Genomic DNA, 22162 nt, shown 5'->3' with positions numbered 1-22162 from the left:
GGGTCCATTGCTATCAAACCGCACCCGGACTGAGCCCCCCGATTTGGCCCTAGCCTTGTCCGCATGGGTTTTCGCAGGCACGGGCCGTTCCAGCCCGGGGATCAGGTGCAGCTCACCGATCCCAAGAACAAGCGCCACACGATCACGTTGAAGGAAGAGGGGATCTTCCACACCCACAAGGGCGCGATCCCGCACTCCGACCTGATCGGGCAGCCTGAGGGCTCCGTGGTGCGCTCGTCGGGCGGCACGCAGTACCTGGCCTTCCGCCACCTGCTCCAGGACTACACCCTGGCGATGCCGCGCGGCGCGGCGGTGATCTACCCCAAGGACGCGGCGCAGATCGTCGGCATGGCCGACATCTTCCCCGGCGCCCGCGTGATCGAGGCCGGCGTCGGCTCGGGCGCGCTGACCTGCTCGCTGCTGCGCGCGGTCGGGCCCGAGGGGCACGTCACCTCCTACGAGCGCCGCCAGGACTTCGCCGACATCGCGCGCTCCAACGTGGAGAAGTTCTTCGGCGGGCCGCTGGAGTCGTGGCGCCTGGTCGTCGGCGATCTGGTCGAGTCGATCGACGAGGGTGACGTCGACCGGGTCATCCTCGACATGCTCGCGCCGTGGGAGTGCGTGGACGCGGTCGCGAAGGCGCTCACGCCCGGCGGCGTGATCTGCGTATACGTGGCCACAACCACCCAGATGTCGAAGACCGTCGAGACGATTCGGGATCATGGGAGTTTCACCGAGCCCCACGCGTGGGAGACCCTGAGTCGCGACTGGCATGTCGAGGGACTCGCGGTCCGGCCCGATCACCGGATGATCGGCCACACCGGTTTCCTGGTCATGGCCCGCCGCATGGCCGACGGGGTCACCCCGCCGCCACGCCGACGCCGTCCGAAGGGGACCACCGAGGAACTATGACAATTCGGCCACGAGAGCGTGCGGGCGCGGCAAGAGGGAACAGATCATCACACCTCTACGCTGCAAGGACTAAACGCTCTTATGGGGATTAATTACCGAATACTTAGTGTCATTGGACGAATACTGCCCGGCCAGGTTACGGAGGGGCCCGAGATAGGTAAGGTCCTTAGTAGTCGCCCTCGACTGGGAAGGAGGTGACGGGGCGTGGCAGCTCGCGATGATGAGGCTAGGCACGCGCAGCGCGATCGGGAGGTCGCTGACCTCAACACACAGGTCTCCTTCCTCCAAGAGGAGATCACCGCGCTGAGGCGGAAGCTCGCGGAATCACCCCGTCAGGCCAGGATTCTCGAAGAGCGTCTTCACGAGGCACAGGCGAACCTCGCTGCGGTCACATCGCAGAACGAGCGCCTGGTGTCGACGCTCAAGGAAGCCAGAGACCAGATCGTCGCCCTCAAGGAGGAAGTCGACCGGCTGGCGCAGCCGCCGTCCGGCTTCGGCGTCTTCCTCGAGGCCCGGGAAGACGGCACCGTGGAGGTGTTCACCGGCGGCCGCAAGCTCCGCGTGAACGTCAGCCCCGCCGTCGACGTCGACACCCTCAGGCGTGGCCAGGAGGTCATGCTCAACGAGGCGCTCAACGTGGTCGAGGCCCTCGGCTACGAGGAGCTCGGCGAGATCGTGATGCTCAAGGAACTCCTGGAGGACGGCCAGCGCGCCCTGGTCATCTCCCACGCCGACGAAGAGCGGGTCGTCCGCCTGGCCGAGTCCCTGCTCGACCAGCCGATCCGCGCCGGCGACTCGTTGCTGCTGGAGCCCCGCTCCGGCTACGTCTACGAGCGCATCCCCAAGTCCGAGGTCGAGGAGCTGGTGCTGGAGGAGGTCCCCGACATCTCCTACGAGGAGATCGGCGGCCTCATGCGGCAGATCGAGCAGATCAGGGACGCCATCGAGCTGCCCTACCTGCACGCCGACCTGTTCCGCGAGCACAAGCTCCGTCCCCCGAAGGGCGTGCTGCTGTACGGCCCGCCCGGCTGCGGCAAGACGCTCATCGCCAAGGCCGTGGCCAACTCCCTGGCCAAGCAGGTCGCGGAGAAGACCGGCCAGTCCGGCAAGAGCTTCTTCCTCAACATCAAGGGCCCCGAGCTGCTCAACAAGTACGTCGGCGAGACCGAGCGGCACATCCGCCTGGTCTTCCAGCGTGCTCGGGAGAAGGCCTCCGAGGGCACCCCGGTGATCGTGTTCTTCGACGAGATGGACTCGATCTTCCGTACCCGTGGCTCGGGCGTCTCCTCCGACGTCGAGAACACCATCGTCCCGCAGCTCCTCAGCGAGATCGACGGTGTCGAGGGCCTGGAGAACGTCATCGTCATCGGCGCCTCCAACCGCGAGGACATGATCGACCCGGCGATCCTGCGGCCCGGCCGCCTGGACGTCAAGATCAAGATCGAGCGGCCGGACGCCGAGGCGGCCAAGGACATCTTCTCCAAGTACCTCATCTCCGACCTGCCCCTGCACCCCGACGACCTCGCCGAGCACGCCGGCTCCCGCGAATCCACCATTCACGGGATGATCCAGAGCGTCGTCGAGCGCATGTACACCGAGAGCGAGGAGAACCGCTTCCTGGAGGTCACCTACGCCAACGGTGACAAGGAGGTCCTGTACTTCAAGGACTTCAACTCCGGCGCGATGATCCAGAACATCGTCGACCGGGCCAAGAAGATGGCGATCAAGCAGTTCCTCGACAGCGGCACGAAGGGCCTGCGGGTGCAGCACCTGCTGGCGGCCTGCGTGGACGAGTTCTCCGAGAACGAGGACCTGCCCAACACCACCAACCCCGACGACTGGGCCCGCATCTCCGGCAAGAAGGGCGAGCGGATCGTCTACATCCGCACCCTCGTGTCGGGCAAGCAGGGCACCGAGGCCGGCCGCTCCATCGACACGGTGGCCAACACCGGCCAGTACCTCTAAGCACCACCCGCGAAAGGCCCGCACCGCCCGGTGCGGGCCTTTCCGCTGTCTACGGGGTACGGCAGGCGTCCTGCCACCGAGCGCACGCGTCACTGTCGCCAAAGCTGTCACATGCGTCTCAAAGTGGAAATAAGGTGTCACACGGGACTTCCCCCACGCCAGCCACACGCTTCCCAGGGATGGACACCGGTGACACCCCCTCCCCGCCTGCGCGAACTCGACGCGTTGCGCTTCCTGGCCGCGTTCGCGGTGATGGCCTTCCACTACCTGGCCGCGTTCAAGTCGATCTGGGTGACCGAGCCGAACCACATCTTCGCCCCGGTCGCGCCGGTGGCCACCCTGGGCATCCTCGGCGTCGAGCTCTTCTTCCTCATCAGCGGCTTCGTCATCCTGATGAGCGCCTGGGGCCGCGGCGTGGGCGCCTTCGCCGTCTCCCGCTTCGCCCGGCTCTACCCGGCCTACTGGTTCACCGTGCTGGGCATCTGGGCGCTCTACACCTTCACCAGCGTCCAGGGCTTCCGCCCCAAGTTCGACGTGGGCGACTACCTCTGGAACCTCACGATGGTCCAGGCGCTGGCCAAGGTCGGGCACGCCTCCGGCGTGTTCTGGTCGCTCTGGGCCGAGCTGCGGTTCTACGTGCTGATGGCGATCTTCGTGGTGGTCGGCATCACCCTCAAGCGGTGCTACGCCTTCATGGGCCTGTGGACCCTCGGCGCGCTGGCCGCGGAGTTCACCGCCAAGCAGTGGCTGCACCTGCCCGAGCTGAACGAGTGGCTCACCCTGTTCTTCATGCCGCGCCAGGCGCCCTACTTCATCGCCGGCATGGCCTTCTTCCTGCTGTGGCGCTTCGGGCACTCGTTCCTGTCGTGGTTCTTCGTCGCGCTCAGCTTCGGGCCGTCGGTCTACGCCGCACTGGAGCGGGTCGGCAGCCGGGTGAAGTCGAAGGGCTTCGAGAACTTCCCGGCCTCCGAGATCGGCGTCTGGATCGCGATCATCCTCATCTACGTGCTCGTCGCCGCGGTCGCCCTGGGCTGGCTGCGCTGGATGACGTGGAAGGGCCTGACGATCCTGGGCGCGCTCACCTATCCGATCTACCTGGTCCACCAGACGCTCGCCGCGGTCGTCATCCCGCCGCTCAAGGACGGCATGAACCCCTGGCTCCTGGCCGGGCTCACGATGCTGATCTCGATCGCCGTGTCCTACCTGGTGTACATCCTGGTGGACAAGCCCGGCCAGGCGCTCCTGCGCCGCCTGATGCCCCGTGACAAGGGCAAAGGCCGGCGCCGCCGTACCCCGTCGGAGCCCATCCAGGAACTGGCCCCGCGAACGCATCAGGCATCTGTGCCATAACGGAGTGCTGGCCGGGCATCAAGAAAGGGCTAGGCTCGGGAGAGCAGGCAGACCGCTAGACATGGGGTGCGCATGACGGTGCGTCGAGTGATGGGCATCGAGACCGAGTACGGGATCTCCGTACCGGGCCAGCCGGGCGCCAACCAGATGGTGACCTCCTCACAGGTCGTCAACGCCTACCTGGCCGCCTCGGCGGCCCGGGCGCGCCGGGCTCGCTGGGACTTCGAGGAGGAGAACCCGCTGCGCGACGCGCGCGGCTTCGACCTGGCCCGGGAGGTGGCCGACCAGAGCCAGCTCACCGACGAGGACCTCGGCCTGGCCAATGTCATCCTGACCAACGGCGCGCGGCTCTACGTCGACCACGCCCACCCGGAGTACTCCACGCCGGAGTGCACCAACCCGCGGGCGGCGGTCATCTGGGACAAGGCCGGCGAGCGCGTCATGTACGACGCGGCGGTGCGCGCCTCGGCGGTGCCGACCAACGCGCCGATCCAGCTCTACAAGAACAACACCGACGCCAAGGGCGCCTCCTACGGCTGCCACGAGAACTACCTCATGCGCCGGGCCACCCCCTTCGCCGACATCGTCCGGCACCTGACGCCCTTCTTCGTCTCGCGCCAGGTCGTCGTCGGCGCCGGCAAGGTCGGCATCGGCCAGGACTCGCGCAGTGAGGGCTTCCAGATCAGCCAGCGCGCCGACTTCTTCGAGGTCGAGGTGGGCCTGGAGACCACCCTCAAGCGGCCGATCATCAACACCCGCGACGAGCCGCACGCCGACCCGGAGAAGTACCGGCGGCTGCACGTCATCATCGGCGACGCCAACATGTCGGAGATCTCCACCTACCTGAAGCTCGGCACCACCGCGCTGGTCCTGGCGATGATCGAGGACAACTTCCTCACCCGCGACCTGACCGTGGACAACCCCGTCCAGGCGCTGCGGGCCGTCTCGCACGACCCGACCTGCCGCTACGAGATCTCCATGCGCGACGGGCGCAAGCTCACCGCGATCCAGCTCCAGATGGAGTACCTGGAGCAGGCCCGCAAGTACGTCGAGGAGCGCGGCGCGGCCCAGGAGGAGATGACCAAGGACGTCCTCGACCGCTGGGAGTCGGTGCTCACCCGGCTGGCCGACGACCCGATGCAGCTCTCCCGCGAGCTCGACTGGGTCGCCAAGCTGGAGCTCCTGGAGGGCTACCGCAGCCGCGACGGCCTCGCCTGGTCGCACCCGCGCCTGCAGCTCGTCGATCTTCAATACTCCGACATCCGCCCCGACCGGGGCCTGTACAACCGCCTGGTGGCCCGCGGGCGCATGCAGCGCCTGGTGACCGAGGAGGCCGTGCAGCGGGCCGTGGAGAACCCGCCCACCGACACCCGGGCCTACTTCCGCGGCCGGTGCCTGGCCCAGTACAGCGAGTCCGTCGCGGCGGCCTCCTGGGACTCGGTCATCTTCGACATCCCGGGCCGGGAGTCGCTGCAGCGGGTGCCCACGCTGGAGCCGCTGCGGGGCACCAAGGCCCACGTGGGCGAGCTTTTCGACCGCTGCCGCACCGCGGCCGACCTCGTGGCCGCGCTGACCGGCGGCGAATGACTCCTTCTCCTGCCCGGACACGCTCCGAAGATCGCGGCGCCATCCGCGCGCAAGGTCGGCCGGTTCGGGGAAAGATAAGGACAGACGAGTCCCCCATGCGGAGGTAGACATGGCAGCGAAGGATACCGGCGGCCAGAAGCAGGCCGGCAAGCGCGAGGGTGAGGTCGAGGAGACCGAGGCCAGCGCAGGCTCCGACGTCCAGGAGCGGCACGAGAAGCTCACCGACGACGTCGACGCGATCCTGGACGAGATCGACGAGGTGCTGGAAGAGAACGCGGAAGAGTTCATCAGGGGATATGTGCAAAAGGGCGGCGAGTAGGGCGTAACCGTCCGGCGTCGCCCGCCGGGGACCCGACGACACGCGACACGACGACGACACGACACCACACGACGACATGACGACGACATGACGACGACATGACGACTGGGTGCGCGCGCCCGCCCGTCCAGGGCGGGCCCCGCGCCCCCCTTAGCGCCGGCCGTACGGGCTGCTAGCCGGGCAGGTCGGCGAACTCGACGCCGACGCCGAGCAGGCGGACCGGCCGGCTGAGGTCGAAGCGGTCCAGGAGCGCCAGGGCCGTGGCCTCGACGAGGCCGGGGTCGGTGGTGGCGGCAGCCAGCTTCGACTGCCGCGTCAGGGTGAGGAAGGGGCGCAGCCGTACCTTCACCGTCACCCGGACGATCTCCCGGCCGGCGGCCCGCGCCTCATCGGCCAGGCGGACGGCGAAGGCGGAGACGTGCCCGGCGATCTCGCCGGGATCGGTCAGGTCACGGGGAAAGGTCGTCTCGTGGCTGTGGCCGCGAGGGACCCACGGAGTGTCGGTGACGGTGGTCTCGCCCTTGCCCAGGGCCAGATAACGCAGCCAGGGGCCGTTGGTGGGCCCGAAACGGGCGGCCAGCTCGGCCGGATCGGCCGCGGCGAGCTCGGCGACGGTCCGCAGGCCGAGGGCGTCGAGCTTGGCGGCGGTGCGGGCGCCGATGCCCCACAGCGCGGTCACCGGCCGCTCGCCCATGACCTCCGCCCAGTCCTCGCCGGTGAGGCGCGAGATCCCGGCGGGTTTGCGGAACTGCGCGGCGAGTTTCGCCTGGTGCTTGTTGTCGCCGATGCCGATCGAGCAGCTCAGGCCGGTGCGGTCGAGGACCGCCCGCTGGATCGAGCGGGCCAGCGCCTCGGGGTCGTCGCCGCGGTAACTCAGGAAGGCCTCGTCCAGCCCCCACACCTCGACCGTCACCGCGAACTCCCGCAGCACGGCCATGACCTGCGCGGAGGCGCGCTCGTAGGCGGGCAGGTCCACGGGCAGGAAGACCGCCTCGGGGCTCTTGCGGTGCGCGGTGCGCAGGGGCATGCCGGAGTGCACGCCGTGCTCGCGGGCCTCGTAGGAGGCGGTGGCCACGACCGTGCGGGGGCGGGCGGGGTCGCCGTCGCCGCCGACCACGACCGGCCGGCCACGCAGGCCCGGGTCGCGCAGGATCTCGACGGCGGCCATGAAGGCGTCGAGGTCGAGGTGGAGGATCCAGTCCCGCATCCCTCCAGTGTCCAGGACGCCGCTCAGCCGGCGACGTTGGCGGGGCCGCCGACCAGCGTTTCGAGGGTGCGCTGGTAGGACTCGGCGGCGTGGCCGGGGGAGCGGCCGGCCACGACGGCGGCCACGGCCTCCCGCAGGGCGTCGGCGACCCTCGGGTACAGGCTCACCGGCGGCGGGAAGGCGGTGAGCGGCAGCGCCTGCTCGGCGGCGAAGCGCAGCATCGGATCGGCGGCCAGGACGCGGGCGTTGACGTCGCGGCGCGGGGTCGGGCGGGGCCGGCCGGCGAGTTCGGCCTCGACGGCCGGGGCCGAGTGCAGGAAGGTCAGCAGCTTCCAGGCGGCGGCGCGGTCGCGGGTGGCCGGGTTGAGGACGCGGAGGGTGCCGGTGGAGAGGCTGACGTGGTCCTGGCCGCGCAGCCCGCCGCCGGGGCGCTGGGCGGGCAGCAGGGCGTACCCGACGGCGGCCTCACGGCCGGGCAGGGGCCGGGTGCCGCGGGCCGGGTCGAGGACGGTGTGCCAGAGGGCGTCGGTGTCCAGATGGATGGCGCTCTTGCCGGCGGCGAACCGCGACCGGGCGAGGTCCGGGGCGTCCAGGCGCTCGGCGAGGCGCTCGCCGTACACCTGGTCGTAGAGGCCGAGGACGTCCTTCACCGCCCGGGAGGCGCCCGCCCACCTGCGGTCGGCCAGGAGTTCGGTGCCGGTGCCGGCCAGCAGGGGCAGCAGGCCGTCCAGCGCGGCCGTCTCGCCGGTGGGCAGGTGCAGGGGGTACGGCACGCCGGCCGCCTTGAGCTTGCGCGCGGCCTCCAGCAACTCGGCCCAGGAGGCGGGCCGCCAGGGGTCCGGCAGCCCGGCGCGGCGCAGCAGGGCGCGGTTGTAGAACAGCAGCCGCGCGTCGACCGTGCGCGGGATGCCGTAGCGGCGGCCCTCGAAGACGGCCAGGCCCTGGACGGCCTGCGGGATCTGCGCCCACCCGGTCCAGCCGTCGGCGCCCGGTCCCGCGGTCTCGGCCAGGGGCTTGAGCCGCCCGGCACGGGCCAGGTCGCCGAGCCAGCGGCCGTCGAGTTCGATGATGTCCGCGCCGCGCCCGGCCTGGAGCTCGGCGCCGAGCGCGGCCTGATCGGCCGGGGCGGGACGGACGCCGACCTTGATCCCGGGGTTGGCGCGCTCGAACTCCGGCACCGCCCAGCGGGTCAGCCACTCCCCGGAGCCGGCGACCGTCAGGGTCAGCGGGCCGGTGGCCTCCGGGCCCGCCCCGCACCCGCCCGCGAGCGTGAGCAGCGGAGAGAGCAGCGCTGTGAACAGGGCCGCGGCCAGGGTCGGACGTCGCACATCGGCCTCCCGGGCGGACGGACGTGCGGGGCACCCCGACCATCGCACGCGCCCGGCGGGCCGTAAAGGACACCCGGCGTCACCGGATGTGACGGAGGTGACACGAATGAACGATCAACGCCTCCCGGCCGGTTCGCCGCGAGCTGATCGGGGGAAGTGCATGCTGCGACGGAAGATGAGTAGGGTCAAGCCTGTCGGATCTATTGTTTGGAGGGAGCCGGAGTGGCATCGCACAAGGATCTGCCCGCCGGATTGACGAACCACCTTTTCAGCAACACCGGCAGCTCCTCGTTCACCGAGTTCCTCGGCGGCTACGCCCCACAGCTGCTGCCCGTGCGCGAGCCGCTGGCCGTGCCGATCGGTGATCAGGTCCCGCACGCGACCACGATCGTGGCCGCCACCTTCGCCGGGGGCGTGGTGATGGCCGGCGACCGGCGCTCGACCTCGGGCAACATCATCGCCCAGCGCGACATCGAGAAGGTCTTCCGCACCGACGACTACTCCTGCATGGGCATCGCCGGCACCGCCTCGACCGGCATCGAGATGGCGCGGCTCTACCGGGTGGAGCTTGAGCACTACGAGAAGATGGAGGGCCGCACGCTGTCGGTGGCCGGCAAGGCCAACCGGCTGGCGACGATGATCCGCGGCAACCTCGGCATGGCGATGCAGGGCCTGGTCGTGGTCCCGCTGTTCGCCGCCTACGACCCCGAGCGTGACGGCGGCCGGATCTTCGGCTACGACGTGGCCGGCGGGCCGTACGAGAAGGAGCGTTACGACGCGATCGGCTCGGGCTCGCTGTTCGCCAAGGGCTCGCTGAAGAAGCTCTACCGCGAGGGCGCGTCCAAGCAGGACGTCGTCACGATGCTCATCCAGGCCCTCTACGACGCCGCCGACGACGACTCGGCGACCGGCGGGCCGGACGTGACGCGCAAGATCTGGCCGGTGGTCGCGGTGATCGACGCCGACGGTTTCCGCCGCCTGTCCGAGGAGGAGGTGTCCGAGGTCGTGCAGGGCATGCTCGACGAACGGATGATCTCCCCCGACGGTCCCATCGCCCCGCTGCGCTAGAAAGGATCACCGAAGGTGACCATGCCTTTTGGATACGCCTCTCCCGAGCAGATCATGCGGGACAAGGCGGACTACGCGCGCAAGGGCATCGCGCGCGGCCGTTCGGTCGTGGTGCTGCAGTACCAGGACGGCATCCTGTTCGTCGCGCCCAACCCGTCGCGGGCGCTGCACAAGATCAGCGAGATCTACGACAAGATCGGCTTCGCCGCGGTCGGGCGGTACAACGAGTTCGAGGAGTTGCGGCTCGGCGGCATCCGCTACGCCGACATCAACGGCTACACCTACGACCGTTCCGACGTGACCGGCCGGGGCCTGGCCAACCTGTACGCCTCCAACCTCGGGCGCATCTTCACCGAGTCGATCAAGTCGCTGGAGGTCGAGGTGGTCGTCGCCGAGGTGGGCGACACGCCCGACGGTGACGCGATCTACCGGCTGACCTTCGACGGCTCGGTCTTCGACGAGCACGGCTTCACCGTCATGGGCGGGCAGGCCGAGGCGGTCTCCGGGCGGCTCAAGGAGCACTACCGCGAGGGCATGCCGCTGGCCGGCGCGCTGGGCGCGGCGCTGAGCGCGCTGACCGAGCCGGGCGGGGAGCGGCCGGCGGTGGGGCAGCTCGAGGTGGCCGTGCTCGACCGCAACCGGGAGCACCGCAAGTTCCAGCGGCTGACCGGGCCGCGGCTGGAGCGCCTGGTGAGCGCCGAGTCCGGGGCCGCGACCCCTGCCGCCCCGGCGGCCGGGACCGGCGAGGAGGAGCCGCCCACGGCTCCCGAGGGCGCCATGGACGACGGGTCCTGACCCGCCGTCCGCCGATCGCCGTCGCAAGCCCCCGGGAGTGGTCTCCCGGGGGTTGCGTTTTGCCCGGGATGCCGGCCGTACCCCGATATTCGCCGGAGCGGAACCCCCGCTCAGCGCACGGGTGGCGCCGCCGGAAGGAAATCGCTCTTCAAGATCTCTCCCTTTGCCCCCGGTAGGGAACTAGTGTGAGGTGATGGATCGTCGCATCTTCGGGCTGGAGAACGAGTACGGCGTGACGTGCACGTTCCGGGGGCAGCGCAGGCTGTCGCCGGACGAGGTCGCGCGTTACTTGTTCCGGCGAGTGGTGTCCTGGGGCCGATCGAGCAACGTCTTCCTCCGCAACGGCGCACGTCTGTACCTCGACGTGGGCAGCCATCCCGAGTACGCAACCCCCGAGTGTGACAACGTCATCGAGCTGGTGACCCACGACAAGGCGGGTGAGCGGATCCTCGAAGGCCTCCTGGTCGACGCGGAGAAGCGGCTGCGCGAAGAGGGCATCGCGGGAGACATCTACCTGTTCAAGAACAACACCGACTCGGCCGGCAACTCCTACGGCTGTCACGAGAACTACCTGGTCGGGCGGCACGGCGAGTTCGGCCGCCTGGCCGACGTGCTGATCCCGTTCCTGGTCACCCGGCAGATCATCTGCGGCGCGGGCAAGGTGCTGCAGACGCCGAGGGGCGCGGTCTACTGCGTCTCGCAGCGCGCCGAGCACATCTGGGAGGGCGTGTCGAGCGCGACCACCCGGTCCAGGCCGATCATCAACACCCGCGACGAGCCGCACGCCGACGCCGAGCGCTTCCGCCGCCTGCACGTCATCGTGGGCGACTCCAACATGAGCGAGACCACGATGCTGCTCAAGGTCGGCGCCACCGACCTGGTGCTGCGCATGATCGAGGCGGGCACGGTCCTGCGCGACCTGAGCCTGGAGAACCCGATCCGGGCCATCCGCGAGGTCTCGCACGACATGACCGGCCGGCGGCGGGTCCGGCTGGCCAACGGCCGGGAGGCCTCCAGCCTGGAGATCCAGCAGGAGTACCTGTCGAAGGCCAAGGACTTCGTCGACCGCCGCGGCGGCGACGCGGTGGCCCGGCGGGTGCTGGAGCTGTGGGAGCGCACGCTGCGCGCGGTCGAGACGGGCAACCTCGACCTGGTCAGCCGCGAGATCGACTGGGTGACGAAATACCAGCTCATCGAGCGCTACCGCAAGAAGTACGACCTGCCGCTGTCCTCGCCGCGGGTGGCGCAGCTCGACCTCGCCTACCACGACGTGCACCGCCGGCGCGGCCTGTTCTACCTGCTGCAGAAGCGCGGCGCGGTCGAGCGGGTGGCCTCCGACCTCAAGATCTTCGAGGCCAAGTCGGTGCCGCCGCAGACCACGCGGGCGCGGCTGCGCGGCGAGTTCATCCGCAAGGCGCAGGAGAAGCGCCGCGACTTCACCGTCGACTGGGTGCATCTCAAGCTCAACGACCAGGCGCAGCGCACCGTGCTCTGCAAGGACCCGTTCCGGAGCGTCGACGAGAGGGTGGACAAACTCATAGCGGGGATGTAGCGGCGTTTATCCGGGGCTGACACGGGTGTCCGGTAGGGTACGCGGGACTGACGCCGACCCTTTCCGAGGATGACACCCATGCGCCGCCGCCTGGCCGTACTGGCCGCTCTGCCGTTGCTTTTCGCCGCCGCCTGCGGCGGCTCAGGATCGTCTGACTCGCTGCAGGTGAGCGGTGCGCTGGGCGCCAAGCCCGCGGCCACGTTCCCGGCGGGCGACCCGGCGAAGGCCTCGTCCTACCAGATCCTCAACCCGGGCAACGGCGCGGCGCTGCAAAAGGGCGACACCGTGATGACCCACTACACGATCTGGAACTGGGACGGCAAGGAGAACAAGGAGGAGGTCTCCTCCTACACCTCCAAGTCGCCGGCGCCGATCAAGATCGACGACAACCTGCCCAAGGTGCTGGTCGAGGGGTTCACCAAGAGCAAGCCGGGTGGCCGTTTCCTCGCCGTGGTCGCGCCGGACGCGCTGACCAAGGAGGAGGCCGAGGAGGCCAAGAAGCAGGGCAAGGACCCGTCGCTGACGCAGGTGTTCGTCTTCGACCCGATCGGCCTCATGCCCAAGGCGGCCTCCGGCACCGAGACCAAGGAGACGGCCGACGGCGTGACCGTGGTCAACCCCGGCGGTGACCAGGCGCCGAAGCTGACCACCAAGACCGACCTGCCCGCGCCGAAGGAACTGCTCGTCCGGACGATCATCAAGGGCAACGGCGCCAAGGTCACCGAGACCGACCAGATCATCGCGCACTACATCGGCAAGCTCTGGGGCTCCGACAAGCAGTTCGACTCGAGCTGGGACCGCGGCCAGCCGCTGGAGATGGGCCTCGACCAGCTCGTGCCCGGCTGGAAGGCCGGTCTGAAGGACGTGCCGATCGGCAGCCGCGTGCTGCTCGTGCTGCCGCCGGACCTCGGCTACGGCGCGCAGGCGCGGGAGGGCATCCCGGCCAACAGCACCCTCGTCTTCCTGATCGACGTGCTCTACGCGGGCTGAGCCTGGGGCGTGCTCTACGCGGGCTGGGCCTGCTCTACGCGGGCTGAGCTCGGTCTTCGCGGGCTGAGCCGCGGGCGGATATGATCACGGGCCATGCGTCGCCGCGGGCCCGTGATCGTCGTTCTCCTGCTGGTGCTCGCGGCTTGTGCCGCGAGCCCGCCGGCCGGGGAGTTACGGGTGAGCGGCGCGTTCGGCGCCGTCCCGACGGTCGTCTTCCCCTCCGGCGGCCCCGCCGGGCAGGCCCGCTCCGGTCTCGTCTCCGAGGGGTACGGCAGGCCGGTCGCCGCCGGTGAGACGGCGATCGTGCACTTCACCGCGCATACCTGGGACGAGCTGGGCGCCCGCGTGGCCGACTCCAGCTTCCGCCGGGGCGTCCCGGCCGTCTTCCCGCTCGGCGAGCTGCTGCCCGGCCTGGAGGCCGCGCTGCTGGGCCGGCGGGTGGGCAGCCGCGTCACCGCCCTGATCCCGGCCGCCGAGGCCGCCGCCGTCACCTCCGCCGGCGCGACGCCGACCGCCGGGAGCACCGGGAGCACCGAGGGGGCCGAGGACGACGACGCCACGCTCCGGCCCGGCCCGGAGCTCTTCTACGTGATCGACATTCTCGGAGTGCACGGCCCGGGCGAGACGGTGATCGGGGCGCCGGGCGGCCGGCTGGGCGGGGTCACCGTCGCGCCCGGGACGCCGCCCGAGCTGAGCATCCCGGCCGCTCCCGCCCCCGGGTTCGCCACCGCGGTGCTCGGCCGGGGCAGCGGGCCCAGGGTCGAGGCCGGGCAGCTCGTCGTCACCCACTACAGCGGAGCCGTCTGGCGCGACGGGCGCCCCTTCGAGTCCACCTGGACGCGCAGCCGCCCCAAGGCGGTCACCATCGGGGTCGGCAACGTGATCGCCGGCTGGGACCGCGCCCTGCTGGGAGTCCCGGTCGGCAGCCGGGTGCTGGTGATCGTGCCGCCCGCCCTCGGGTACGGCGCCGCCGGCCTGCCCGCGCAGGGCGTGCGAGGCGACGACACGCTGGTCTTCGTCATGGACGTGCTGGCCGCCTATTGACCGTTCGCGGGCCGAACCTTGGTCCGCGCTGCCGCCTGACCGCCTCCAGGTGGGCAGGGATAGGGCAATGACCGCCAATCCGCGCGAGACCCCGGCCGAGAGCCGGGCGACCGCCGCGTTCATCCGCAGGCGCCTGGCCGAACTGCGCACCCGCATGCGCGGCGAGGCGGCCACCGCCGGGGCCATCGCGCACCTGGCGGCCAGGACCGACGTGCTGCCCGCCGAGGCCGAGGCGCAACTCGTCCGGCTGTCGCTGGAGAGCGGCATGGACGTGGTCGACGTGGCGAAAACCCTGGAGGGCGAGATGGGCCCGCCGCCGCACGCTCCGCAGCAGGACGTGCCGCGCTGGCTGCTGGCCGCCCTGCAGGCCGTGCACGTGTCGGCCGCCTACCTGACCCCGGTGCGCGACCCGGCCGAGCGGGTGGTGGACTTCGTGGTCGCCGGGACCAACGACGTGGCCACCGACGTCACCGGCCGGGGGCGCGACTACCTGATCGGCGGGCGCGTCCTGGACCTCAACCCCGGGCTGGCCCGCTCCGGGCTGTTCGACGAGTACCTGCGGGTCTACGCCACCGGTGAGCGGCTGCGCCGGGGACCGTTCGAGTACGTGGAGGTGCGCGACGGGCTGCTGTGGCCCGCCTCGATCACCGTGCGGGCGGTCCGCGTCGAGGACGGCCTGCTGGTCGCCTGGGACACCCACGACGACGAGGAGCGCCTGGTGGCCGGCTGGGAGCGCGCCCAGCGCATCGCCGAGCTCGGCTGGGCCGAGTGGAACCTGGCCACCGGCCGGGCGCTGTGGACGCCGCAGATCTACGAGATGTTCGGCCGCGAGCCGGAGGAGGGCCCGCTGTCGCTGGACGAGCTGCCCGCCCGGGTGGTCGCCGAGGACCAGCCGCTGGTGGAGGAGCAGATGCGCACCCTGCTGGAGGACCGCGAGGCGATCGAGACCGAGTACCGCCTGCAGCAGCGGCACGGGGTGCGGCACCTGCGCCTGGTCAGCGAGCCGGTGCTCGACGGGCACGGGCTGCCGGTCGCCATCCGGATCATGGCCCAGGACGTCACCGGCCTCCGCCGCCGCGAGCGCGCCCTGGCCGTCGCGCACGAGCGGGCCGACCTGGCCAAGCGCCGGGCCGAGGAGGAGCACCGGGTGGCCGCGCGGCTCCAGGACGTGCTGCTGCCGGTGCGCCGCGGCGTCATCGACCTGCCGGGGTTGCGGATCGCGTTGCGCTACCACCCGGGCGAGGAGGCCGACCGGCTCGGCGGCGACTGGTTCAAGGCCCGGCCGCTGCCCGACGGGCGGGTGCTGGTGGCCGTGGGCGACGCGATGGGGCACGGGCTGGCCGCCGCCGGGCTGATGGCGACCATGCGCAGCGGCCTGGCGGGGCTGGCCTACACCGGCGCGCCCGCCGACCAACTCGCCACCTGGCTCAACGAGCTGATGTACCACGCCAACCCGGGGGTCACCGCGACCGGCACCGCGATCATCGGGCATTTCGACCCGGCCTGCCGTACGCTCGCGTGGGCCGACGCCGGCCATCCCAACCCGGTGCTGGTACGGCGGGGCCGCGCGGGCCTGCTGGAGGCCGAGCGCGGCACCATGCTCGGCGCCTTCGAGAGCACCGAGTACAGCCTGCGCTGCACCCAGCTCGAAGCGGGCGACCTGCTGCTGCTCTACACCGACGGCATCGTCGAGCGCCGCGGGCGCGACGTGGAGGAGGGCATGCGGGCGCTGGTCAAGGCCGCCGCCGCGGCCGAGGGCCTGGTGGGCGCCGACCCCGAGCACGGCATCGACTACGTGCTGCGCGAGCTGGACGCCGCCAGCGCCGAGGACGACGTCTGCCTGCTGGCCCTGATGGTGCTCTAGCCTCGTAGACTCCCGCTGTGAGCGGCGACGACGACCTGCGGAGCCTGGCCTCCCTGCACGACGAGGTACGGCGGAGCCTGTACGAGCTGGTGGCGGCCAGCGGCGGCGAGGTGGGCCGCGCCGAGGCGGCCGAGGCGGTGGGCGTCTCCCGCACCCTGGCCGCCTTCCACCTGGACAAGCTGGTCGAGGCCGGCCTGCTGGAGAGCGGTTTCCGCGCCCCCGAGCGCAAGGGGCCGGGCAGCGGGCGCCCGGCCAAGGTCTACCGCCGCGCCCGCGCCGAGCGGGTGGTCAGCCTGCCGCCGCGCGACTACGGCATCCTCGCCGACCTGCTGGCCGAGACGCTGATGGAGCTGGACGGCGAGGAGCGCGCCGAGCGGGTGGCCGGACGCTTCGGCGAGCGGCTCGGCCGGGCCGCGGCGGGCCGGCCGGTGGAGGAGGTGCTGCGCGAGCGCGGCTACGAGCCCTACGCCGACGGCGAACGGGTACGGCTGCGCAACTGCCCCTTCCACGTGGCCGCCGAGGCCCATCCGCTGCTGGTCTGCTCGGTGAATCTGGCGCTCTGCCGCGGCCTGCTGACCGGCCTGGGCGAGGACCCGGAGCGCGCGGTGCTGGATCCGAGACCGGGGGAGTGCTGCGTGGGACTTTCTAAAACAAACGAAAATTGACATAGTAGGCGGCATGCATCTCGCCCAGCTCAACGTCGCGCGCCTGCGCTACCCCATCGACCGGCCCGAGATGGCCGACTTCGTCAACAACCTGGAGACCATCAACGGCCTGGCCGAGCGCGACCCCGGCTTCGTCTGGCGGCTGAAGGGCAGCGAGGAGGACCCCACCGCCCTGGTCGAGCACGACCTCGGCGACTTCGCGGTCACCTACTCCATCTGGACCTCGCGCGAGGCGCTCTGGAACTACATCTACAAGAGCGCCCACCTCGCCTTCCTGCGCCGCCGCCGCGAGTGGTTCGAGCACGCCGGCGGCGGGGCCAACGCGGTGCTCTGGTGGGTGCCCGAAGGCGTGATCCCCTCCCTGGCGGAGGGGATCGCCCGGCTGGAGCACCTGCGCGCCCGCGGCCCCGGGCCGCTCGCCTTCACCTACAAGGACTTCCACGACGCCGCCGACCTCGGCGACTCCTGGGAACTGCCGGCCGCCGCCCCGGCCTAGCGGCTCAGGCGGCCGGCTTGCCCGCGGAGGTCACCAGGATGCCCAGGCACATCTCGTCCTGTGTGCCCTCGCCCCAGACCACGTAGCGCGGCGGCAGCTTGCTGAGCAGGGGGAGCTGGGCGCGCAGGCCGGCGTCGTGGGTGCAGGTGACCCGGATGGTGTCGCCCTTGCCGACGGCCACCGGCTCGGGCAGGGGCTGGATGGCCTGGTTGTCGAAGTTGTACTCCGGCACGTTGAGCAGGGTGCGGCCGTCGGGCTTGCCGGGGTTGAGCTCCACCTTGATCGAACGCCCGAGCAGGTGCATGTGCCCGGCCAGCGCGTGGATCCTCATCGGCCGCTCGAACGGCAGGTCGCAGGCCTGGACGGGGCCGGACTTGGGCTTGCCGCCGTCGCAGATGTGGCTGAGGAAGCCGACCCGGTCGGCGGCGTCGGCGCCGAACCGCTTGCCCACGTCGGCGACGGCCGCCTCGCGCTCGCACAGCGGGCCCTTCTCCTGCGCGGTGCACGGCAGCTCGATCGGGGCCGGGTAGGTCTCGGTGCGCAGCGCGGTGCGGGCGCCGGTGGCCAGGCGCATCCGCACGCTGGAGCGGTCGGGGCCGGGCTCGGCGCCGGCCATGGCCAGGGTGCTGTAGTGGATCTGCATCACCAGGGCGCTGCCCGGCTTGAGCGGGTAGCCGAGGCTGGGGTCGAGGAGCACCTCGTTCGTGCCGGGCGCCCAGTGGCCGATCCAGTCGCTCTCGTTCAGCCCGGCGTCGCCGAAGCAGGTCCAGCCCTCGCCGGGGCTCTTGGCGTCCAGGGCGCGAGCGGGGCCGGTCTTGGCGGGGTCGAGGCTGAAGAAGATCGCGTGATGCACGATCGCGGTGTTGCCGGGCACGAACTGGGTGCCGGTCAGGTAGGTGTCCGGCGCGGTCACGCCGGGGTCCACCAGGAAGCAGCGGTACTCGTCGGTGCCGCCGCCGGGCGGCTTGGGGGTGTGGGCGGCGGGCATGCTGAGCGTCTGGAACCGCTCGCCCGCGCGCAGGGGCTCGGCGGCCGGGGTGGCCGCCGGCGTCGTCCCGTGCAGTCCGCCGTGCTCGGCCTGGCCGCTCTGCGCGGGCTGCCCGGCGGGCCGGCTCGCCTGGCCGGCCTTCTGGCCGGGGGCGGTCGTACCGCAGGCGGCCGCGAGCGTCAGAACCAGCCCGGTGGCGGTCGCGAGGATGATCCGTCTCATGGACCCACGATCTCCCGGCGGGGTGGGGGATGTCGTCGGGCGAAGGGATGGACCGTCTCAGACCTGAGGAGGACCCGTCCCCTCACCCCAAGGTGCCGCCCGCCTCAGCCTGCCCGCCTGCCTGCCCGCCTGCCTGCCCGCCCGGCTGCCTCAGCCTGCCTGCCTCAGCCTGCCTGCCTCAGCCTGTCCGCCTCAGCCTGCTGCCGGCCTCAGGCTTTCGGTCGGGGGAGGAGGCCGGCGGCGAGGCGGCCGGCGGCGGCGGAGGCCAGGAAGTAGGCCTCGTCCCCGTCCAGCCCCCGCCCCATGGTCGACAGCCGCACCGGGGCCGCCTCCAGCGCCTCGCGCAGCCCGTCCACCGGCACCGGGACCAGGTCGTGCCGCTCGCCCAGCGCAGCCGCCTGGGCCGCCACCCGCGCCCCGAACTCCCCGCCCAGCTCCGGCACCGCCACCCGCGCCCGGGCCAGCGCCACCCGCCCGTAGGAGGTCAGCGAGTGGTGCGAAACCCCCTGATGCCGCTCCCGCGCGTCACCCTCGCTGACCCGCAGCGCCGCCACCGGCCGCCCGCCGAGCACCGCCGCCGCGTTGACCGCCTCGCCCGCCGAGACTCCCGAGAACCCCCACCGGGTGCCGGAGCCGAGGTTGCCCGGCCCCTGCGTGACGATGGCCACGTCCGCGTCCAGCACGTGCCGGGCGGCCAGCAGGCCGGTGTGCGTGGTGACCGTCTCCAGGTCGCCGCCGAACGACTGCCCCACGGTGACCGTGGCCGCCAGCCAGCCCGCCTCCTTGAGCTGCGCGCACGACATCGAGAACCACGCCGGCAGCGCGCCGCCGTCCAGCATCACGTACACGGCGCGAGCCGTACGCGGCAGTCCGGCCAGGATCGCCGGCAGCGCCGAGTGCAGGTCGGCGACCACTACGGGCATCCCGTCGAGCGAATCGGCCTCGCGCAGGACCTCGTGGTGGGGCGAGTCCTGCTCGTCCGCGCCGAGCACCGTGGCCTGCAACGGGGTGTACCGGGCCTTCACCAGGTGGCCCGGACCGGATGGATCTTCCGGCAAACGGTTCGGCAGGGCCACCACCATGGCGTAACCTCCCGTACCGAGACCCATCGCGAGCGCGGTCGTGTTGAGCAGCACTTCGTCACCGGGTTCGGGGCGGCCCACCAGAGCCGGATAGGCGAGGGCCCGCACCGGCCCGTCCGCCGTGCCGGCCACGAGCTCCACCGCTCCCGGCCACTCGCGCCGGATCTCCACGACCTCGCCTCTGCGCCATCTGATCACGCAGGGCAGGGTAGCGTCACTGGCGAAGGAGGGGGCGGATGTCGCGGCGGAAGACCGAGAGGTTGCTGAACCTGGTGATCTGCCTGCTGGCCACCAGGCGTCCCCTGTCGGCCGAGCAGATCCGCCAGGCCGTGCCGGGCTACGACCGCGAGAGCGACGAGGCCTTCCAGCGGATGTTCGAGCGCGACAAGAACGAGCTGCGCGAGATCGGCATCCCGATCGACGTGCTGCGCGATCCGTGGGAGGACGAGCCCGGCTACCGGATCGAACGGCAGGCCTACGAGCTGCCCGAGATCACCCTGGAGCCCGACGAGGCGGCGGTGCTGGGCCTGGCGGCGCAGGTGTGGCAGCGGGCGAGCCTGGCCGAGGCGGCCTCCGGCGCCCTGCTGAAGCTGCGGGCCGGCGGCGTCCAGACCGAGCAGGCCCTCGGCGGCGCGCTGGAGTTGCGCGTCGACACCAAGGACCCGGCCTTCCCGGCGCTGTGGGAGGCGGTGCGCGACCGCAAGGTGGTGCGCTTCGACTACCGCGGCTCCGGCAGCGAGAACGTCCGCACGCGCACGGTCGAGCCGTGGGGCGTGGTCTCCCGGCGCGGCCGCTGGTACCTCGCCGGCTTCGACCGCGACCGGCAGGCGCCGCGCGCCTTCCGGCTCTCGCGCATCCTGGGCGAGGTCGCCACGCTGCGCGGGCCGAGCGTGAGCGTGCCCGAGGGGGTGGACCTGCGCGAGCTGGTCGGCTTCCCCGACGAGCCGATGGAGGAGCGCACCGCCGTCCTGCTGGTACGGCGGGGCACCTGCGAGGGCCTGCGCCAGGTGGCGCGAGCCGTACACGAGAACGCCGACGGATGGGATCGCGTGGAGCTGCGTTTCGGTGACCCCGAGCGGCTGGCCGGCTGGCTGGCCAGCCTGGGCGCGGACGTGCGGGTGGCCGAGCCGCCCGACGCGCGCGACGCGGTGATCCGCCGGTTGAAGGGAGCCCTGGCATGAGCGGCGCGGCCGACCGGCTGCCCAGGCTGCTGGCGCTGGTGCCGTACCTGATGTCCCACCCCGGGGCGCAGGTCGGCGAGGTGGCGGAGGTCTTCGGGCTCAGCGAGAAGCAGCTCATCGACGACCTGCAACTGGTGTGGATGTGCGGGCTGCCCGGGCACACGCCCGGCGACCTGATCGACGTGTCGTGGGACGGCGGCGAGATCGTCATCGACAACGCCGACACCATCGCCCGGCCGCTGCGGCTGGGCATCGACGAGGCCAGCGCGCTGCTGGTGGCGTTGCGCATGCTCGCGGCCACCCCGGTGATCGGGCCCGGTCTCGAAGGCGACGCGCTGCCGCGCGTGGTGGCCAAGCTGGAGCAGGCGGCCGGCGCGGGCGCGGCGGCGGTCAGCAGCCAGGTCGCCGTCGACGTGGAGGCGGCGCCCGACGCGCTGCCCAGGGTGCGCGAGGCGCTGGTGCGCGGGCGGCGGCTGTCGCTGCGCTACTACGTGCCCGGCCGCGACGAGGTGACGCCGCGCGAGGTGGACCCGACCCGGCTGGTCATGGCCGACGGCCGCAGCTACCTGGAGGGCTGGTGCTACCGCGCCGAGGGCATGCGGCTGTTCCGGCTCGACCGCATGCTGGGCGTGGAGGTGCTCGACACCCCCGCCGACCCGCCCGCCGAGGCCGAGCCGATCGACGTCACCCAGGGCGTCTTCCGTCCCTCGCCCACCGACGAACTGGTCGAGCTGGAGGTCACCGCCGCCGGACGCTGGGTCGCGGAGTACTACCCCTACGAAGAGGTCGCCGAGCTGGGGGAGGGGCGGCTGCGGATCACGCTGCGCGCCCGCGACGAGGAGTGGGTGCTGCGCCTGGCCCTGCGCCTGGGCGACACCGGCCGGGTGGTCTCGCCGGAGAGCCTGGCCGCCAAGGTGCGCGGCGAGGCCGAGCGGGCGCTGGCCCTGTACTCTTCTGCCCCATGATCTGGATCCTCGCCGGCTGCGCCCTGGCCGGGATGGCGGTGCTGGGCGTGCTCGGAGCCCGCGTGCTGGTTGCGGCACGGGGCCTGAACAGGGAAATCGCCGCGGCTGGTGAGAGAATTAGGACAAACAGGCCAGCAGAGGGATGAGAGCACGGCCCGGGCAGCGTACGATCGGGGCTGAGAAAGCACCTCGCGCTCATTCGTAAGGAAGTATGCCGATGTCCTTCGGACCAGAGTGGATCGTCATCCTGGTTGTCCTGCTGCTGCTGTTCGGCGGCAAGAAGCTGCCGGACCTGGCGCGTGGCGTGGGTCGTTCGCTGCGCATCTTCAAGTCCGAGACCAGCGGCATGATGACGTCGGACGAAGACAAGACCACCGTGGTGCAGGCCCAGACCGTGCAGCCGCAGCCGGCCCCGCACCAGCCCGCCGCGCAGCCGCAGATCCCGCCGGCCGCTCCCGTGCTCACGCCGGAGGAGCAGGCTCGCCGGCTGGAGGAGGAGGCGGCCCGCTTGCGCGCCGCCGCGCAGAGCGACAAGCACGCGTAGGATCGGGTCGTGGCGCTGCTCAAGAGATCGAGTTCCGG

The 22162-nt window shown here is 71.6% G+C and carries 21 protein-coding genes; 17 read left to right on the top strand and 4 right to left on the bottom strand.

All coding sequences use genetic code 11. The annotated features are described in order from the left end of the window. The first annotated feature begins 63 nt into the window (after nucleotides 1-63). From ACIBG7_RS36865 to ACIBG7_RS36845, 5 genes are all read left to right on the top strand, one after another. On the top strand, nucleotides 64-912 hold the full coding sequence (locus ACIBG7_RS36865; protein WP_357930387.1) for a tRNA (adenine-N1)-methyltransferase: 849 nt from the start codon (nucleotides 64-66) through the stop codon (nucleotides 910-912). Between the two features lie 204 nt (nucleotides 913-1116). After that, nucleotides 1117-2877, top strand: a complete 1761-nt coding sequence (gene arc / locus ACIBG7_RS36860; protein ID WP_357930384.1) for a proteasome ATPase — start codon at nucleotides 1117-1119, stop codon at nucleotides 2875-2877. Between the two features lie 189 nt (nucleotides 2878-3066). Beyond that, a complete protein-coding gene (locus tag ACIBG7_RS36855; RefSeq protein ID WP_357930381.1) occupies nucleotides 3067-4227 on the top strand; it encodes an acyltransferase in 1161 nt (386 codons plus the stop codon). Nucleotides 4228-4299: 72 nt separating this feature from the next. After that, entirely contained in the window at nucleotides 4300-5814 is a 1515-nt protein-coding gene (gene dop / locus ACIBG7_RS36850; RefSeq protein ID WP_357930378.1) for a depupylase/deamidase Dop, read from the top strand. A gap of 109 nt (nucleotides 5815-5923) precedes the next feature. Further along, nucleotides 5924-6133, top strand: a complete 210-nt coding sequence (locus ACIBG7_RS36845; protein WP_357930375.1) for a ubiquitin-like protein Pup — start codon at nucleotides 5924-5926, stop codon at nucleotides 6131-6133. 172 nt (nucleotides 6134-6305) lie between these two features. Here the strand turns inward: ACIBG7_RS36845 and ACIBG7_RS36840 are convergent, their stop codons facing one another. After that, a complete protein-coding gene (locus ACIBG7_RS36840; RefSeq protein WP_357930373.1) occupies nucleotides 6306-7340 on the bottom strand; it encodes a DNA polymerase IV in 1035 nt (344 codons plus the stop codon). 23 nt (nucleotides 7341-7363) lie between these two features. Next, the gene (locus tag ACIBG7_RS36835) at nucleotides 7364-8668 is read right to left on the bottom strand and encodes an extracellular solute-binding protein (protein ID WP_397339250.1); all 1305 of its coding nucleotides are present in this window, start codon (nucleotides 8666-8668) and stop codon (nucleotides 7364-7366) included. Nucleotides 8669-8890: 222 nt separating this feature from the next. Here ACIBG7_RS36835 and prcB point away from each other — a divergent pair, with 222 nt between their 5' ends. The 8 genes from prcB to ACIBG7_RS36795 all read left to right on the top strand — a co-directional run bounded on the left by prcB (nucleotide 8891) and on the right by ACIBG7_RS36795 (nucleotide 17142). Further along, nucleotides 8891-9736, top strand: a complete 846-nt coding sequence (gene prcB / locus ACIBG7_RS36830) for a proteasome subunit beta (protein WP_357930368.1) — start codon at nucleotides 8891-8893, stop codon at nucleotides 9734-9736. A 21-nt stretch (nucleotides 9737-9757) separates the two neighbouring features. Next, the gene (gene prcA / locus ACIBG7_RS36825) at nucleotides 9758-10531 is read left to right on the top strand and encodes a proteasome subunit alpha (RefSeq protein ID WP_357930365.1); all 774 of its coding nucleotides are present in this window, start codon (nucleotides 9758-9760) and stop codon (nucleotides 10529-10531) included. 193 nt (nucleotides 10532-10724) lie between these two features. After that, complete coding sequence (gene pafA, locus ACIBG7_RS36820) at nucleotides 10725-12083, top strand: Pup--protein ligase (protein ID WP_357930363.1); 1359 nt, start codon at nucleotides 10725-10727, stop codon at nucleotides 12081-12083. A 78-nt stretch (nucleotides 12084-12161) separates the two neighbouring features. Further along, entirely contained in the window at nucleotides 12162-13073 is a 912-nt protein-coding gene (locus tag ACIBG7_RS36815; RefSeq protein WP_357930360.1) for an FKBP-type peptidyl-prolyl cis-trans isomerase, read from the top strand. Nucleotides 13074-13166: 93 nt separating this feature from the next. After that, nucleotides 13167-14117 carry an FKBP-type peptidyl-prolyl cis-trans isomerase gene (locus tag ACIBG7_RS36810; protein WP_397339249.1) on the top strand — a complete coding sequence of 317 codons (951 nt, stop codon included), beginning with the start codon at nucleotides 13167-13169 and terminating at the stop codon, nucleotides 14115-14117. 67 nt (nucleotides 14118-14184) lie between these two features. Beyond that, complete coding sequence (locus tag ACIBG7_RS36805; protein WP_397339248.1) at nucleotides 14185-15981, top strand: PP2C family protein-serine/threonine phosphatase; 1797 nt, start codon at nucleotides 14185-14187, stop codon at nucleotides 15979-15981. A 17-nt stretch (nucleotides 15982-15998) separates the two neighbouring features. Continuing rightward, nucleotides 15999-16646 (top strand): helix-turn-helix domain-containing protein, encoded by a 648-nt coding sequence (locus ACIBG7_RS36800; protein WP_357930354.1) that lies wholly within the window; start codon nucleotides 15999-16001, stop codon nucleotides 16644-16646. Nucleotides 16647-16659: 13 nt separating this feature from the next. Then, nucleotides 16660-17142, top strand: coding sequence for a DUF3291 domain-containing protein (locus ACIBG7_RS36795; protein ID WP_397339247.1), 483 nt, complete (start codon nucleotides 16660-16662; stop codon nucleotides 17140-17142). A gap of 4 nt (nucleotides 17143-17146) precedes the next feature. On the opposite strand, the gene ACIBG7_RS36790 is transcribed toward ACIBG7_RS36795, so the two are convergent. Both ACIBG7_RS36790 and ACIBG7_RS36785 read right to left on the bottom strand, forming a co-directional pair. Then, nucleotides 17147-18352, bottom strand: coding sequence for a monooxygenase (locus ACIBG7_RS36790; RefSeq protein WP_397339246.1), 1206 nt, complete (start codon nucleotides 18350-18352; stop codon nucleotides 17147-17149). A 209-nt stretch (nucleotides 18353-18561) separates the two neighbouring features. Next, a complete protein-coding gene (locus tag ACIBG7_RS36785) occupies nucleotides 18562-19632 on the bottom strand; it encodes a DUF3866 family protein (RefSeq protein ID WP_397339245.1) in 1071 nt (356 codons plus the stop codon). Between the two features lie 38 nt (nucleotides 19633-19670). Here ACIBG7_RS36785 and ACIBG7_RS36780 point away from each other — a divergent pair, with 38 nt between their 5' ends. The 4 genes from ACIBG7_RS36780 to tatA all read left to right on the top strand — a co-directional run bounded on the left by ACIBG7_RS36780 (nucleotide 19671) and on the right by tatA (nucleotide 22124). After that, nucleotides 19671-20615 carry a helix-turn-helix transcriptional regulator gene (locus ACIBG7_RS36780; RefSeq protein WP_397339244.1) on the top strand — a complete coding sequence of 315 codons (945 nt, stop codon included), beginning with the start codon at nucleotides 19671-19673 and terminating at the stop codon, nucleotides 20613-20615. After that, nucleotides 20612-21580 carry a WYL domain-containing protein gene (locus tag ACIBG7_RS36775; protein WP_357930341.1) on the top strand — a complete coding sequence of 323 codons (969 nt, stop codon included), beginning with the start codon at nucleotides 20612-20614 and terminating at the stop codon, nucleotides 21578-21580. The genes ACIBG7_RS36780 and ACIBG7_RS36775 overlap by 4 nt, the downstream gene beginning before the upstream one ends. Beyond that, nucleotides 21577-21726, top strand: coding sequence for a hypothetical protein (locus ACIBG7_RS36770; protein ID WP_357930338.1), 150 nt, complete (start codon nucleotides 21577-21579; stop codon nucleotides 21724-21726). Before ACIBG7_RS36775 ends, ACIBG7_RS36770 begins: the two co-directional genes overlap by 4 nt. Nucleotides 21727-21797: 71 nt before the next feature. Then, on the top strand, nucleotides 21798-22124 hold the full coding sequence (tatA, locus tag ACIBG7_RS36765) for a Sec-independent protein translocase subunit TatA (RefSeq protein ID WP_397339243.1): 327 nt from the start codon (nucleotides 21798-21800) through the stop codon (nucleotides 22122-22124). Nucleotides 22125-22162 lie beyond the last annotated feature (38 nt).

Source organism: Nonomuraea sp. NPDC050328, from assembly GCF_044459405.1.
Taxonomy (GTDB): Bacteria; Actinomycetota; Actinomycetes; order Streptosporangiales; family Streptosporangiaceae; genus Nonomuraea.
The sequence above is the reverse complement of the archived record's forward strand: the minus strand, read 5'-3'. Positions and strand labels throughout refer to the sequence as shown.